Raw genomic sequence first — 14,836 nt, forward strand, 5'->3', positions numbered from 1 at the left:
AAGTCATGAAGCAAATGCTCACGCTTGAGGAATGGGCAGCAGAGAAATACCGGAGCAGTCCACCAGCTTTGAATACTCTGCGCCGATACGCTAAGCAAAATCTGTTTTCCCCACCAGCGATGAAACAGGGTCGCAAGTGGCGAGTAAGGGAAGATGCAGAACTTGTAGGCGAATTGGCTAAGCCGAATATCCGAAAGACTGACTCGCCAATACTTCAGAGGATTCTTGCTGATGGCAGCTCGACCACGTAAAAACAATGTTTCTGTTCCGAACCTTTACCCTCTCTACAGTAGAAAGGTGAACAAAGTTTACTGGCGCTATAAACATCCCGTCACAGGTAAGTTCCATGCGCTGGGTACTAATGAGGCAGAAGCTATAGCGATTGCTACAGAAGCTAACATGCGCCTGGCGGAACAAAGAACCCGGCAAATTCTGGCGATCAGCGACAGGATCGCCACCAGCAAAGGCAAAGCAATCACGGTTTCTACATGGCTGGATAGATACTGGAAGATTCAGGAAGAACGGCTGGCGACGGGCGACATCAAACTGAACACATTCAAACAGAAATCCAAACCGGTTTCGTTATTGCGAGAGCGAGTCGGTATGAAGCTGCTGCCATCAGTGGATGTTCGCGATATTGCTCAGTTGCTTGATGAGTACGTCACTGCCGGTCAGCCGAGAATGGCTCAGGTCGTAAGAACTGTGCTGGTAGATATTTTTAAAGAAGCGCAGCATGCGGGTGAAGTTCCTCCGGGTTACGATCCAGCTTCAGCAACTAAAAAGCCCCGCCGAAAAATTACCCGCCAGCGCCTCAGCCTGGAGGAATGGCAGCGGATATTCGAGATTGCAGACGCCAACCACCAATATATGGGTAACGCTATGTTGCTGGCTTTGGTAACCGGCCAGCGCCTGGGTGATATTTCGAGGATGAAGTTTAGCGATGTCTGGGATGATCAGTTGCACATTATTCAGGAGAAAACAGGAAGTAAAATAGCGATCCCATTATCGCTCCGCCTGAATGCCATTAACTGGAGTTTGCGGGATGTTATAGCGCGCTGTCGGGATTACGCGGTTAGCCCTTACCTCGTCCATTTTTTCAGGGCCACGTCGCAAGCAGAACGTGGCGCCCAAGTTAAAGCGAACACGCTAACCATGAATTTTAGTAAGGCTCGGGATAAGGCAGAAATTGACTGGAGGGAAGGAACGCCTGCGACATTCCACGAGCAGCGCTCGCTATCTGAACGTCTTTATAAGGAGCAGGGAATTGACACTAAAAAGTTGCTCGGCCACAAGTCGCAGCAACAGACCGATCGTTATAACGACGACCGAGGGAAGGACTGGACGACGATTGCAATTTAGGTTTTTGGGTTGGGGTTTTGATAACTTGTTTTGATAAAATTTTGATAACCGTTCGAAAGCTAATAATAAAAACGGGAACCATCAGGCTCCCGTTCTTCTTTAACCCGCCAGGCGGATTACATGTTCGCGATGATCGCGTCGCCAAACTCTGAACATTTCAGCAGTTTAGCGCCTTCCATCAGACGCTCGAAGTCATAGGTCACGGTCTTATTGTTGATCGCGCCTTCCATGCCTTTAACAATCAGGTCAGCCGCTTCGAACCATCCCATATGACGCAGCATCATCTCAGCTGAGAGAATGATAGAGCCCGGGTTCACTTTGTCCTGGCCTGCGTATTTCGGCGCGGTGCCGTGGGTCGCTTCAAACAGCGCGCACTCGTCACCGATGTTCGCGCCCGGCGCGATGCCGATGCCGCCAACCTGCGCCGCCAGGGCGTCAGAGATGTAGTCGCCATTCAGGTTCATACAGGCGATAACGTCATATTCCGCCGGACGCAGCAGGATCTGCTGCAGGAAGGCGTCGGCGATAACGTCTTTCACAACGATCTCTTTGCCGTTGTTCGGGTTCTTGATTTTCACCCACGGACCGCCGTCGATAAGCTCGCCGCCGAACTCTTCACGCGCCAGCTGGTAGCCCCAGTCTTTAAACGCGCCTTCGGTGAATTTCATGATGTTGCCTTTATGCACCAGGGTCACGGATTCGCGATCGTTGGTGATGGCGTATTCAATGGCCGCGCGCACCAGGCGTTTGGTGCCTTCTTCAGAACACGGCTTGATGCCGATGCCGCAATGTTCCGGGAAGCGGATTTTCTTCACGTTCATCTCTTCGCGCAGGAATTTGATCACTTTCTCAGCGTCAGCGGAGTCGGCTTTCCACTCGATACCCGCGTAGATGTCTTCAGAGTTTTCACGGAAGATAACCATGTCGGTCAGTTCCGGGTGTTTAACCGGGCTTGGGGTGCCTTGGTAGTAACGTACCGGACGCAGGCAGACGTAAAGGTCCAGCTCCTGGCGCAGGGCAACGTTGAGGGAGCGAATACCGCCGCCAACCGGGGTAGTCAGCGGGCCTTTGATGGCAACGCGATATTTACGAATCAGATCCAGGGTTTCCTGGGGCAGCCAGACATCCTGGCCGTAAAGCTGGGTAGATTTCTCACCGGTGTAAATTTCCATCCAGGAAATTTTACGCTCGCCTTTGTAGGCTTTCTCAACCGCGGCGTCGACCACTTTCAGCATCGCCGGCGTCACGTCCACACCGATACCGTCGCCTTCAATGAACGGGATGATCGGGTTGTGGGGGACATTCAGCTTGCCGTTTTGCGCTGTGATCTTTGCACCTTCCGCCGGAACTACTACTTTGCTTTCCATTCACCTCTCCTTCGAGCGCTTCTGGTTGTGACTCATTATGTTAATGATTTGTAATAGGCGTGATAATACTACCTGAATGTTCTGCCCCATGCCACGCCCTTATGAATAGGGTATAATGCGGCAATTGATAAAGCCTGAAAATAGTATGCAGAAAACTTCTTATAGAAATCACCGGCTTGAGCGATTCAGCTCACAACATTCCGCTAAGCGCCGCAAACCCGAAGGCCCGAAACGGCTGATCCTCTTTAATAAACCTTATGATGTGCTGCCGCAGTTTACCGACGAGGCAGGCCGCCAGACGCTGAAGGATTTTATTCCGGTGGCGGGCGTCTATGCCGCGGGCCGTCTCGATCGCGACAGCGAAGGGTTACTGGTGCTGACCAACGACGGCGCGTTACAGGCTAAACTAACCCAGCCCGGCAAACGCACCGGCAAAATCTATTTTGTGCAGGTGGAAGGCGAGCCGACGGAAGCGGCGCTGGCGCAATTGCGCAGTGGCGTGACGCTGAACGACGGCCCAACGCTTCCGGCGGGCGTTGAGCGCGTTGAAGAACCTGCCTGGCTGTGGCCGCGTAATCCGCCAATTCGCGAGCGTAAATCGATTCCCACCAGCTGGCTTAAAATCACCCTTTATGAAGGGCGTAACCGCCAGGTGCGGCGCATGACGGCACACGTGGGCTTCCCGACGCTCCGGCTGATTCGTTACGCGATGGGCGACTATACTCTTGATTCTCTGGCCTGCGGCCAGTGGCGAGACGTTCCGCTCAAATAAGGAGAACCGGATGTTCAAACCCCATGTCACCGTCGCCTGCGTGGTACACGCGCAGGGCAAATTCCTCGTCGTGGAAGAGACCATTAATGGCAAAGCGCTCTGGAACCAGCCCGCCGGCCATCTCGAAGCCGACGAAACGCTGGTGGAAGCCGCGCGCCGCGAACTGTGGGAAGAGACCGGTATCCGCGCCGAACCGCAGCATTTTCTGCGTCTGCACCAGTGGCTGGCACCTGACAACACGCCGTTTTTGCGCTTTCTGTTCAGTATTGAGCTCGACGCGCCGCTGCCGACCGAACCGCACGACAGTGATATCGACCTCTGCCGCTGGGTGAGCGCTGAGGAAATTCTTTCGGCGACCAACCTGCGCTCTCCGCTGGTGGCCGAAAGCATTCGCACCTGGCAGCGCGGCGAGCGTTATCCGCTCTCGCTGATTGGCGCGTTTAACTGGCCGCAGCGTTAACTTCACCGCACTATTTGTTTCGCACTGAAACTTTTAACGGCAGCTTAACCTGCTGCCGCCATCCGCTACACTCAGCACTATCTGCCATTCTGACTACTGCCTCGCCCTTTCCTCCGCCAGACAAACGCTAAATCGCCCGTTTTTCCACCAGTCATTTCGCTTTTTATGCCATTAAAGAACAAAAAATCGACGCCGATAAGAGATTGACCAGGAGGCTCGTAGCGAAGGGAAAGTAATGATTTTTCGTGGTTGATCCTGAGGAGCCGTGATGGCCAGACAATCCGTTCATAAAAAGATGAGTACCCGCGCACAGATGCTGCTGACGGGCGCATTAACCATCACGCTGGGGTTTGTCGTCACCATCGGCGTGCTGAGCTGGCAATCCAGCAACGAACAAAAATCCCTGGCGGAGAGCTATTTACGCCAGATTGCCCAGAGCGAAGCGCTGAAAATCCAACAGGAGCTCAACTACGCGCGCGATGTGGCGCATAACCTTGGGCACAGCATGGCGTCCCTGCCCCGCGCCGGTATCACTGACCGTAAAGTCGCCGATCAACTGCTCGAAGGCGCGCTGCGCGATAACCCAAATTACCTCTCGATTTCCGTCATCTTTGAAGAAAACGCTTTTGACGGTCGCGACGCCGAGTTTGACGGCAAACCCGGCCAGGCGCCGAAAGGCCGTTACGCCTTTTTCGTCGACCACGGTCAGTCGGGTAATTACCAGTTTCACCCCCTGCTCTCCTACCTGACGCCGGGCCAGGGCGACTACTACCTGATCCCGCAGAAAACCCAGAAAGATACGCTGATTGAACCCTACAGCTACGCCTATAACGGCGTGCCGACGCTGCTGACCTCGGTGGCGGCCCCGATTGTCTCCGACGGTCAGCTTAAGGGCGTGGTGACATCCGATATTTCGCTGGCGTCGCTTCAGCAAAAAGTGAATCAGATTAAACCCTGGGAAGGCGGCGGTTATGCCATGCTGCTTTCAACGGCAGGCAAAATCGTCTCCTACCCGGATAAAAAGCTAACCAGCAAACCGTTCCCTGGCGATACCGCCGGTTATACCACTAGCGTGGTTGAGCAGGACGATCCGATTCTTGGCGAAAAAGCGCTGGTCACCTGGCAGCCTGTCACCATCGGTAATAGCACGGATAAATGGTATCTCGGCATTGTGGCACCAGTAAGCCAGGTGATGGCCGCCGCGAACCGCCAGTTAATGAACGCCATTATTCTTATGGTGGTGAGCATTCTGCTGGTGAGCGCGCTGCTCGGTATCGTCTTTAGCCGCAAAGTGCTCCGGCCTCTCGGCGGCGAACCGCTGGAAGCCGCGACCATTGCGCTGGCGGTGGCCGATGGCAAGCTCGATAACGCGATTGACGTTAAACCGGGCGATCGCGGCAGCCTGTTCTACGCCCTTCACACTATGCAGGCGCAGCTGCGCGGCATTGTCGGGCAGATCAAAGAGGCGAGCGACTCCGTGCGTCAGGGCGCGGGCGAAATCGTCAGCGGCAACATTAACCTTTCGTCGCGCACCGAAGAACAGGCAGCCGCGCTGGAGCAGACCGCCGCCAGCATGGAGCAGATCAGCGCGACCGTGAAACACAACGCCGCCAACGCCCATCACGCGACGGAACTGACCGCCAACGCCACGCAAATCGCCAGCCGCGGCGAAACGCTGGTCGGCCAGGTGGTACAGACGATGGCGCAGATCGACGACAGCTCGAAGAAAATCAGCGATATCACCACGATGATTAACAGTATCGCGTTCCAGACCAATATCCTGGCGCTCAACGCGGCGGTAGAGGCGGCGCGCGCGGGTGAACAGGGCCGCGGCTTCGCGGTGGTGGCAAGCGAAGTCCGAAGCCTGGCGCAGCGCAGCGCCAACGCGGTGAAAGAGATTGCGGCGCTGATTGAAGAGTCGGGCCAGCGCGTGGCGAACGGCGTACAACTGGTGAACGACGCCGGCAAAACCATGCAGGAGATGACCCAGGCGGTGCATTCCGTGCAGACCATTATCGGGGAGATTGTCAGCGCTTCGGATGAGCAGTCGAAAGGCATCAGTCAGGTGACGATCGCCGTGAACGAAATGGACGGCGTGACGCAGCAGAACGCCGCGCTGGTGCAGCAGATGGCGGCAGCGGCCAGTTCGCTCGAAGAGCAGGCGCAGCAGCTGGCGCAGACCGTCGAGCAGTTTAGTCTTCAGGAAAGTTACGCCTGATCCCACTCGCGGGGGCCGATGCGCCCCCGCCTCTTTTCCCCCTGTTTTTATACGCACCCGCGCATCGCAATTCTTGCCGTTAAGCCCTTTTCTTCACGCCCGTAGGCAAACCCGGCGCGCTCAGGGGGTGTTTGCGCCGCCAGCGCGTGCTAGAATACGCCGCCTTTGTTTTAAGTCGTGAGTGGTGCAATGTCTGATAACAGCCAGAAAAAAGTCATCGTCGGCATGTCCGGCGGCGTCGATTCCTCCGTTTCCGCATGGTTACTGCAACAGCAGGGCTACCAGGTGGAAGGTCTCTTTATGAAGAACTGGGAAGAGGATGACGGCGAGGATTATTGCACGGCCGCATCCGACCTCGCAGACGCCCAGGCGGTGTGCGATAAGCTCGGCATTGAGCTGCATACCGTGAACTTCGCGGCGGAATACTGGGATAACGTGTTTGAGCATTTCCTGGCGGAATATAAAGCCGGACGCACGCCAAACCCGGATATCCTCTGCAACAAAGAGATCAAATTTAAAGCCTTTCTCGAATTCGCGGCCGAAGATCTCGGCGCGGATTATATCGCGACCGGCCACTATGTGCGTCGCGCCGATGTGGACGGCAAAAGCCGCCTGCTGCGCGGGCTTGATGGCAATAAAGACCAGAGCTATTTCCTCTATACGCTCGGCCACGATCAGGTCGCCCAAAGCCTGTTCCCGGTCGGCGAGCTGGAAAAACCGGAAGTGCGCCGCATTGCCGAAGAGTTAGATCTGGTGACGGCAAAGAAAAAAGATTCCACCGGCATCTGCTTTATCGGCGAGCGTAAGTTTCGCGAATTCCTCGGCCGCTATCTGCCTGCCCAGCCGGGTAAAATCGTCACCGTTGACGGCGATACTATCGGCGAGCATCAGGGTCTGATGTATCACACGCTCGGCCAGCGCAAAGGGCTTGGCATCGGCGGCACCAAAGACGGCGGCGAAGAGCCGTGGTACGTGGTGGATAAAGACGTCGAAAACAATATTCTGATTGTCGCTCAGGGCCACGATCATCCGCGCCTGATGTCAGTCGGTCTTATCGCACAGCAACTGCACTGGGTCGATCGCGAGCCGGTCACCGCGCCGTTTACCTGCTCCGTGAAAACGCGCTACCGTCAGGCCGATATTCCCTGCACCGTCCGTCCGCTGGATGACGATCGCATCGAAGTGGTGTTTGACGAGCCGGTCGCCGCGGTCACGCCGGGACAATCCGCCGTGTTTTATCTCGGCGAAGTGTGCCTGGGCGGCGGTATTATCGAACAGCGCCTGCCGCTGCCGGTTTAAGCCTGATGCCGCGTGCGCGGCCATGAATAACAGCCGCGATAAAAAGGAGTCTGTGTGGCAAAGAACTTCTACGACATCACCCTTGCGCTGGCGGGTATCTGCCAGTCGGCGCGTCTGGTTCAGTCGCTCGCGCATGAGGGCACGTGTGACAGCGAGGCCCTGCACGTCTCGCTTAAAAGCGTGATTGATCAGAACCCGGCGTCGACGCTTGACGTTTTCGGCGGCCGCGAAGCCGGGCTGAAAATCGGTCTCGAGACGCTGCTTGGCATGCTGAACACCAGCAGCCGTCAGGGCCTCGGCGCAGAACTGACGCGCTACACGTTAAGCCTGATGGTGCTGGAGCGTAAACTTGCCGCCAGCAAAGGCGCGATGAATACGCTTGGCAATCGCATCGCGGATTTAAGCCGCCAGCTTGAGCATTTCGAGCTGGAATCCGATACGCTGATGAGCGCGATGGCCGGCATTTATGTGGATGTGATTAGCCCGCTCGGCCCGCGTATTCAGGTCAACGGCTCGCCCAACGTGCTGCAAAGCCCGCAGATCCAGGCGAAAGTTCGCGCCACGCTGCTCGCCGGTATCCGCGCCGCGGTGCTCTGGCAGCAGGTCGGCGGCGGACGCCTGCAACTGATGTTTTCCCGTAATCGTCTGACCACCCAGGCGAAACAAATTCTTGCTCAATGTTAACCTCTCAGGAGTGACTGATGGAATTATCCTCACTGACCGCCGTTTCCCCCGTTGATGGACGCTACGGCGACAAAGTCAGCGCGCTGCGCGCCATTTTCAGCGAATTTGGCCTGCTGAAATTCCGCGTACAGGTTGAAGTACGCTGGCTGCAAAAGCTGGCCGCACACGCAGCGATCAAGGAAGTTCCTGCTTTTGACAAAAACGCAAACGATTTCCTCGATGCGATTGTCGCAGGCTTTAGCGAAGAAGACGCGGCGCGCATTAAGACCATCGAGCGCACCACCAACCACGACGTCAAAGCGGTTGAGTATTTCCTGAAGGAAAAGGTGGCTGACGTTCCGGCGCTGCACGCGGTGTCTGAGTTTATCCACTTCGCCTGTACGTCAGAGGACATCAACAACCTCTCCCACGCGCTGATGCTCTCCACCGCGCGCGAAGAAGTGATTCTGCCGTTCTGGCGCAACATTATTGACGCGGTGAAAGATGTGGCGCACCAGTACCGTGATATCCCGCTGCTCTCCCGCACGCACGGCCAGCCAGCCACGCCGTCCACCATGGGCAAAGAGATGGCGAACGTCGCGTACCGTATGGAGCGCCAGTACCGTCAACTGCAGCAGGTCGAGATCCTCGGTAAAATCAACGGCGCGGTGGGTAACTATAACGCCCACATCGCTGCATACCCGGAAGTGGACTGGCACCAGTTCAGCGAGGAGTTTGTGACCTCGCTCGGCATCCAGTGGAACCCGTACACCACCCAGATTGAGCCGCACGACTATATCGCTGAGCTGTTTGACTGCATGGCGCGCTTTAATACCATCCTTATCGACTTCGACCGCGACGTCTGGGGTTACATTGCGCTGAACCACTTCAAACAGAAAACCATCGCCGGTGAAATCGGCTCTTCCACCATGCCGCATAAGGTCAACCCGATTGACTTCGAAAACTCCGAAGGCAACCTGGGGCTTGCGAACGCCGTGCTGCAACATCTGGCGAGCAAACTGCCGGTCTCCCGCTGGCAGCGCGACCTCACCGACTCCACCGTTCTGCGTAACCTGGGCGTCGGCGTCGGTTATTCGCTCATCGCGTATCAGTCGACGCTGAAAGGCGTGAGCAAGCTGGAAGTGAACCGCGATCGCCTGCTGGCTGAGCTCGACAACAACTGGGAAGTACTGGCCGAGCCGATTCAGACCGTGATGCGCCGCTACGGCATTGAGAAGCCGTATGAGAAGCTCAAAGAGCTGACCCGCGGTAAACGCGTCGACGCCGAAGGCATGAAGCAGTTCATCGACAGCCTTGAACTGCCGGAAGACGAAAAAACCCGTCTGAAAGCGATGACGCCGGCCAATTACATCGGCCGCGCCATCCAGATGGTTGATGACCTGAAATAAGCCTCTGCGCGCCACCTGCGGGTGGCGCGCTGCCTTCTCCCCTCGCCTTTTCCGTCTGCCTGTTGATGCCTCGCTGGTTTATCCAATGTTTATGCCCTTTCAGTAATAATTGGCGTTAAACTATTTATATATTTGATGGATAAGGGGACCCCGGATGCGCGTGCTGGTCGTCGAGGATAACGCCTTACTGCGGCATCACCTGAAAGTGCAGCTCTCGGAGCTTGGCCATCAGGTGGATGCGGCGGAAGATGCCAAAGAAGCGGATTATTACCTGAATGAACACCTGCCGGACGTGGCGATTGTCGATCTGGGCCTGCCGGATGAAGACGGGCTGAGCCTTATCCGCCGCTGGCGCGCCAGTGAAATTTCGCTGCCTGTTCTTGTACTCACCGCTCGTGAGGGCTGGCAGGATAAAGTTGAAGTGCTGGGCGCCGGTGCCGATGATTACGTCACCAAGCCGTTTCACATCGAAGAAGTGGTGGCGAGAATGCAGGCGCTTTTGCGCCGCAACAGCGGGCTCGCTTCGCAGGTGATCTCTATGCCGCCGTTCGTGGTGGATCTCTCGCGCCGGGAAGTGACCATCAACGATAATCTGATCCGCCTGACCGCCTTCGAATACACCATTATGGAGACGCTTATCCGCAACGCGGGCAAGGTTGTCAGCAAAGACTCGCTGATGCTCCAGCTCTACCCGGATGCGGAGCTTCGCGAAAGCCATACCATTGACGTGCTGATGGGCCGTCTGCGTAAAAAAATCCAGGCGGAATACCCTGGCGAGGCGATCACGACAGTGCGCGGCCAGGGTTACCGGTTCGATCTGCGCTAAATGAAAAAAAACGTCCTGCGCCACTTTCTCCCGCTCTCGCTGCGGGTGCGCTTTTTACTCGCGACCGCGGCGGTGGTGCTGGTGCTCTCGCTCGCCTACGGCGTGGTGGCGCTGGTGGGTTACAGCGTCAGTTTCGATAAAACCACCTTCAGACTGCTGCGCGGTGAGAGCAATCTCTTCTATACCCTTGCCCGTTTCGAAAACGGCAAACTCACCGTTGAGATCCCCGACCATATCGACAGGCAGAGCCCGACGCTGACCTTTATCTATAACGAAAAAGGCAAACTGCTCTGGTCGCAGCGCGATGTGCCGCGCCTGATGAAGGCGATTCGCCCTGAGTGGCTCAACGCGAACGGTTTTCACGAACTGGAGACGCGCTTTAGCGATTCGCGCCTGCTGCTGGGCGCAAACCGGGCGCTGCAAAAGCGGCTTAATGATTACGACCCGGATAAAAACGACGAAACCACGCACTCGGTCGCGGTCAATGTCTATCCGGCGACCACCAATATGCCCGCGCTGACGGTCGTGGTGGTAGACACCATTCCTGACGAGCTGAAAAGCTCATGGAGCGTCTGGAACTGGTTTATCTATGTGCTGGCGGCGAATCTGCTGCTGGTGATCCCGCTCCTGTGGCTCGCCGCCTGGTGGAGCCTGCGCCCCATAGAAGCGCTGGCGCGCGAAGTGCGCGAACTGGAAGAGCACCATCGTGAACAACTGAACCCCTACACCACCCGCGAACTGACGAGCCTTGTGCATAATCTCAACCGGCTGCTGAAAAGCGAGCGCGAGCGCTACGAGAAATACCGCACAACGCTCACCGATCTCACCCACAGCCTGAAAACGCCGCTGTCGGTGCTCCAGAGCACACTGCGATCGTTGCGTACCGGCAAAACGGATGTGGAACAGGCCGAGCCGGTGATGCTGGAGCAGATAAGCCGTATTTCACAGCAGATAGGCTACTATTTGCATCGCGCCAGTATGCGCAGCGGCAATATGCTGCTGAGCCGCGAACTGCACCCGGTGGCGTCTCTCCTGGATAACCTCACCTCGGCGCTGAATAAGGTCTACCAGCGCAAAGGCGTCAGCATCACGCTCGATATTTCGCCGGAACTTGTCTTTATCGGCGAGAAAAACGATTTTCTCGAAGTGATGGGCAACGTGCTGGATAACGCCTGCAAATATTGTCTGGAGTTTGTCGAAGTGACCGCGCGGGTGGCGGATGACACGCTGCACCTGGTGGTGGAAGATGACGGGCCGGGTATTCCTGAAAGCAAACGCGCGCTGGTGTTTGATCGCGGTCAGCGGGCCGATACGCTGCGCCCAGGCCAGGGCGTTGGGCTGTCGGTCGCCCGTGAAGTGGTGGAGCAATATAACGGGCAGATCCTTACCAGCACCAGCGCGCTTGGCGGCGCCCGCATGGAAGTGATTTTCGCCCGTCAGCAGCCGCCGGTGGGCGAATCTTCCGCAACGCTTCGAAAAAACCTGTCAGACAACCACGCAGAGTGACGCGCGTCCGTTATAATCCGACTCATCTTCAGAGCCTGCGGAATACAATATGGACTACCACGTAGAGATAAACTGGCCCGATTTCATTGAACGCTACTGGCAAAAACGCCCGGTGGTGTTAAAGCGCGGCATTAAGAATTTTGTCGACCCGCTCTCCCCGGACGAACTGGCCGGTCTTGCGATGGAGAACGAGGTGGACAGCCGCCTGGTCAGTCATCAGGACGGCAAATGGGACGTGAGCCACGGCCCGTTCCAGAGCTACGATCATTTAGGCGAAACCAACTGGTCGCTGCTGGTGCAGGCGGTTAATAACTGGCACGAGCCGAGCGCCGCGCTGATGCGCCCGTTCCGCGCCCTGCCGGACTGGCGTATTGACGATCTGATGATCTCCTTTTCGGTGCCGGGTGGCGGCGTTGGCCCGCATCTTGATCAATACGATGTGTTTATTATCCAGGGCGTTGGCCGTCGCCGCTGGCGCGTGGGCGAAAAAGTGCCGATGAAACAGCACTGCCCGCACCCGGATCTGCTGCAGGTCGCGCCGTTTGAAGCGCTGATCGACGAAGAGCTGGAGCCGGGCGATATTCTCTATATTCCGCCGGGATTCCCGCACGAAGGCTATTCGCTGGAAAACTCGATGAACTATTCCGTAGGCTTTCGCGCACCGAGCGGTCGCGAGCTTATCAGCGGGTTCGCCGATTATGTGTTGCAGCGTGAGCTCGGCAGCCATCGTTACAGCGATCCGGATGTGCCCGCACGCGAATGTCCGGCAGACATTGTGCCTGCGGAAGTCGAAAAGCTGCGCGACATGATGCTGGATCTGATCCGCGACCCGGATAATTTCAATGAGTGGTTTGGTGAGTTTATCACCCAGTCGCGTCACGAGCTGGATGTGTCGCCGCCGGAGCCGCCGTACCAGCCGGATGAAATTTACGACGCGCTGAAGCAAGGGGATACGCTGGTACGTCTCGGCGGTTTGCGCGTGTTGCGTATCGGCGAGGACGTCTTTGTGAACGGCGAGAAGATTGACTCACCGCACCGCCCGGCGCTGCATCAGCTCGCCAATGAAGTGGTGCTGAATGACGCGATGTTCGGCGACGCGCTGGAAGATCCGTCGTTTCTGGCAATGCTGGCCGCGCTGGTGAACAGCGGGTACTGGTATTTTGCGGAGTAAGGCGTCGGTTATCGCGGGTATCGCGGTGGGTGCGCTTCGCTTACCCACCCTACGACATAACTCGAAGGGTTTGATGTCAATGGTGGGTGCGCTTCGCTTACCCACCCTACGACATAACACGATGGGTTTGATGTGAATGGTGGGTGCGCTCCGCTTACCCACCCTACCACATAACGCGATGGATTTGATGTGAATGGTGGGTGCGCTCCGCTTACCCACCCTACATACATGATCCCTGAATTTGTAGGGCGGGTAAGCGCAGCGCACCCGCCTCTTTTACGCCTTTACGCCTCCCGCTGTGCGGTTAATTCGGCGATACGTACAATCACCTGCACCGCTTTTTCCATTCCTTCCAGCGTCGCAAACTCATGTTTGCCGTGATAATTGTACCCGCCGGTGAAAATGTTCGGGCACGGCAGCCCCATAAACGACAGCTGCGCACCGTCGGTGCCGCCGCGAATCGGCTTTAACTGCGGCTCCATACCGCAATCGACAATCGCCTGACGCGCAATCTCGATGATATGCGGATGTTCCGCCACCTTCTCGCTCATATTGTAATAGCTGTCCTCGATGGCCAGCTCAATATAACAATCCGGGTGCAGCCCCTTACCGACCTGTTTCGCGATATCCATCATGCGGCGCTTGCGCGCTTCAAAATTCTCACGGTCGAAATCGCGGATGATGTAATGCATCTCGGCACGATCCACCGAGCCTTTCATGGTGTGCAGATGATAAAACCCCTCGTACCCTTCGGTGCACTCCGGGCTTTCGTCGGCAGGCACCAGCGCGTGAATGCGCGCGGCGAGCGACAGCGCGTTCACCATCACGCCTTTGGCGCTGCCGGGGTGCACGTTGTTGCCAACAATTTTGATGGTCACCGAGGCCGCGTTGAAATTCTCATACTCCAGCTCGCCGATACCGCTGCCGTCCATGGTGTACGCCCAGCACGCATCAAACGCTTCAACGTCAAAATACTTCGCCCCCTTGCCCACCTCTTCATCCGGCGTAAAGGCCACGCGGATATCGCCGTGGGGAATGTTTTTCTGCGAAAGCGTCGCCATGGCGGTCATGATCTCTGCGACACCCGCTTTGTCATCCGCGCCTAACAGCGTTTTGCCGTCAGTGGTGATAAGCGTGTGGCCGAGCAACTGATGGAGCACCGGAAACATCACCGGTGAAAGGATCTCTTCGCCGGTGCCGAGCGCGATATCCCCGCCGCGGTAGTTTTCAACGATTTGCGGGTTCACGTTTTTCGCGGTGAAATCTGGCGAGGTATCGACATGAGAAATGAATCCGATGGGCGGGACGGGTTTATCCACGTTGGCGGGCAGCGTGCCCATCAACGTGCCGTGTTCACTTAGCGACACGTTAACCATGCCCAGTTCTTCCATCTGGTTCTTCAGCAGATTTAACAGCTTCCACTGGCTTTCGGTGCTGGGAACATGCTTCACCCCGGCCCGTGACTGGGTATCCATAGTGACATATTGCAGGAAACGTTCGAGTAATTTATCCATGTTCTCACCCCTGTTATTTTGTGACGTTATTATCATTAAGCATTAAAAGACAAATATTGTTTCAGGTCACCTTTCGCCCGGCGAAGAGGAATAATCCTGCGGGGAAAAAGGGGGTATCTCCTTCTTCATGCGCCTGACGTGACAGAAAACGTGGAAAACCACGCGAAACCGGCAGGAAAGCGTCTGTGGCATTGGCGATTTCAATGGTTTGCCGTAGAATGCCTGCCCTTATCACGTGCCAGACCCAAAGGTGGTTCATCACAAACCCCGCA

13 protein-coding genes are annotated in these 14,836 nt (G+C 56.5%); 11 read left to right on the top strand and 2 right to left on the bottom strand.

Going from position 1 to position 14,836, the window contains the following annotated elements; translation table 11 throughout:
- Window positions 1-5: 5 nt before the first annotated feature.
- Together G6041_RS07415 and G6041_RS07420 are read left to right on the top strand one after the other, a co-directional pair.
- The gene (locus G6041_RS07415; RefSeq protein WP_029039456.1) at window positions 6-251 is read left to right on the top strand and encodes an excisionase; all 246 of its coding nucleotides are present in this window, start codon (window positions 6-8) and stop codon (window positions 249-251) included.
- On the top strand, window positions 232-1,359 hold the full coding sequence (locus G6041_RS07420; RefSeq protein WP_007901058.1) for a site-specific integrase: 1,128 nt from the start codon (window positions 232-234) through the stop codon (window positions 1,357-1,359). The genes G6041_RS07415 and G6041_RS07420 overlap by 20 nt, the downstream gene beginning before the upstream one ends.
- 116 nt (window positions 1,360-1,475) lie before the next feature.
- On the opposite strand, the gene icd is transcribed toward G6041_RS07420, so the two are convergent.
- On the bottom strand, window positions 1,476-2,726 hold the full coding sequence (icd, locus tag G6041_RS07425; RefSeq protein WP_012125052.1) for an NADP-dependent isocitrate dehydrogenase: 1,251 nt from the start codon (window positions 2,724-2,726) through the stop codon (window positions 1,476-1,478).
- A 115-nt stretch (window positions 2,727-2,841) separates the two neighbouring features.
- Here icd and rluE point away from each other — a divergent pair, with 115 nt between their 5' ends.
- From rluE to G6041_RS07470, 9 genes are all read left to right on the top strand, one after another.
- Window positions 2,842-3,498 carry a 23S rRNA pseudouridine(2457) synthase RluE gene (gene rluE, locus G6041_RS07430; RefSeq protein WP_012125053.1) on the top strand — a complete coding sequence of 219 codons (657 nt, stop codon included), beginning with the start codon at window positions 2,842-2,844 and terminating at the stop codon, window positions 3,496-3,498.
- Window positions 3,499-3,508: 10 nt separating this feature from the next.
- On the top strand, window positions 3,509-3,958 hold the full coding sequence (locus G6041_RS07435; RefSeq protein ID WP_004387964.1) for an NUDIX hydrolase: 450 nt from the start codon (window positions 3,509-3,511) through the stop codon (window positions 3,956-3,958).
- A 268-nt stretch (window positions 3,959-4,226) separates the two neighbouring features.
- Window positions 4,227-6,176 carry a methyl-accepting chemotaxis protein gene (locus tag G6041_RS07440; protein ID WP_012125054.1) on the top strand — a complete coding sequence of 650 codons (1,950 nt, stop codon included), beginning with the start codon at window positions 4,227-4,229 and terminating at the stop codon, window positions 6,174-6,176.
- A 189-nt stretch (window positions 6,177-6,365) separates the two neighbouring features.
- Window positions 6,366-7,475, top strand: coding sequence for a tRNA 2-thiouridine(34) synthase MnmA (mnmA, locus tag G6041_RS07445; protein ID WP_012125055.1), 1,110 nt, complete (start codon window positions 6,366-6,368; stop codon window positions 7,473-7,475).
- A gap of 54 nt (window positions 7,476-7,529) precedes the next feature.
- A complete protein-coding gene (hflD, locus tag G6041_RS07450; protein WP_012125056.1) occupies window positions 7,530-8,159 on the top strand; it encodes a high frequency lysogenization protein HflD in 630 nt (209 codons plus the stop codon).
- A gap of 17 nt (window positions 8,160-8,176) precedes the next feature.
- Window positions 8,177-9,547 carry an adenylosuccinate lyase gene (gene purB / locus G6041_RS07455; RefSeq protein WP_084999214.1) on the top strand — a complete coding sequence of 457 codons (1,371 nt, stop codon included), beginning with the start codon at window positions 8,177-8,179 and terminating at the stop codon, window positions 9,545-9,547.
- Between the two features lie 154 nt (window positions 9,548-9,701).
- On the top strand, window positions 9,702-10,373 hold the full coding sequence (gene phoP / locus G6041_RS07460; RefSeq protein ID WP_012125057.1) for a two-component system response regulator PhoP: 672 nt from the start codon (window positions 9,702-9,704) through the stop codon (window positions 10,371-10,373).
- Window positions 10,374-11,879: a two-component system sensor histidine kinase PhoQ gene (gene phoQ / locus G6041_RS07465; protein ID WP_012125058.1), complete on the top strand. Its 1,506-nt coding sequence runs from the start codon at window positions 10,374-10,376 to the stop codon at window positions 11,877-11,879.
- 49 nt (window positions 11,880-11,928) lie between these two features.
- Window positions 11,929-13,050: a ribosomal protein uL16 3-hydroxylase gene (locus G6041_RS07470; RefSeq protein WP_012125059.1), complete on the top strand. Its 1,122-nt coding sequence runs from the start codon at window positions 11,929-11,931 to the stop codon at window positions 13,048-13,050.
- Window positions 13,051-13,334: 284 nt separating this feature from the next.
- Here G6041_RS07470 and pepT read toward each other — a convergent pair whose 3' ends face one another.
- On the bottom strand, window positions 13,335-14,564 hold the full coding sequence (gene pepT / locus G6041_RS07475) for a peptidase T (protein ID WP_041460532.1): 1,230 nt from the start codon (window positions 14,562-14,564) through the stop codon (window positions 13,335-13,337).
- Window positions 14,565-14,836 lie beyond the last annotated feature (272 nt).

This window comes from Cronobacter sp. HA18003, assembly GCF_011605905.1.
Classification (GTDB): domain Bacteria; phylum Pseudomonadota; class Gammaproteobacteria; order Enterobacterales; family Enterobacteriaceae; genus Cronobacter; species Cronobacter sakazakii.

Coding starts and splice junctions, on each gene's coding strand:
- phoQ (WP_012125058.1), top strand. CDS start 10,374: ATGAAAAAAAACGTCCTGCGCCACTTTCTCCCGCTCTCGCTGCGGGTG.
- icd (WP_012125052.1), bottom strand. CDS start 2,726: ATGGAAAGCAAAGTAGTAGTTCCGGCGGAAGGTGCAAAGATCACAGCG.
- pepT (WP_041460532.1), bottom strand. CDS start 14,564: ATGGATAAATTACTCGAACGTTTCCTGCAATATGTCACTATGGATACC.
- G6041_RS07435 (WP_004387964.1), top strand. CDS start 3,509: ATGTTCAAACCCCATGTCACCGTCGCCTGCGTGGTACACGCGCAGGGC.
- mnmA (WP_012125055.1), top strand. CDS start 6,366: ATGTCTGATAACAGCCAGAAAAAAGTCATCGTCGGCATGTCCGGCGGC.
- rluE (WP_012125053.1), top strand. CDS start 2,842: ATGCGGCAATTGATAAAGCCTGAAAATAGTATGCAGAAAACTTCTTAT.
- phoP (WP_012125057.1), top strand. CDS start 9,702: ATGCGCGTGCTGGTCGTCGAGGATAACGCCTTACTGCGGCATCACCTG.
- G6041_RS07470 (WP_012125059.1), top strand. CDS start 11,929: ATGGACTACCACGTAGAGATAAACTGGCCCGATTTCATTGAACGCTAC.
- G6041_RS07415 (WP_029039456.1), top strand. CDS start 6: ATGAAGCAAATGCTCACGCTTGAGGAATGGGCAGCAGAGAAATACCGG.
- G6041_RS07420 (WP_007901058.1), top strand. CDS start 232: ATGGCAGCTCGACCACGTAAAAACAATGTTTCTGTTCCGAACCTTTAC.
- purB (WP_084999214.1), top strand. CDS start 8,177: ATGGAATTATCCTCACTGACCGCCGTTTCCCCCGTTGATGGACGCTAC.
- G6041_RS07440 (WP_012125054.1), top strand. CDS start 4,227: ATGGCCAGACAATCCGTTCATAAAAAGATGAGTACCCGCGCACAGATG.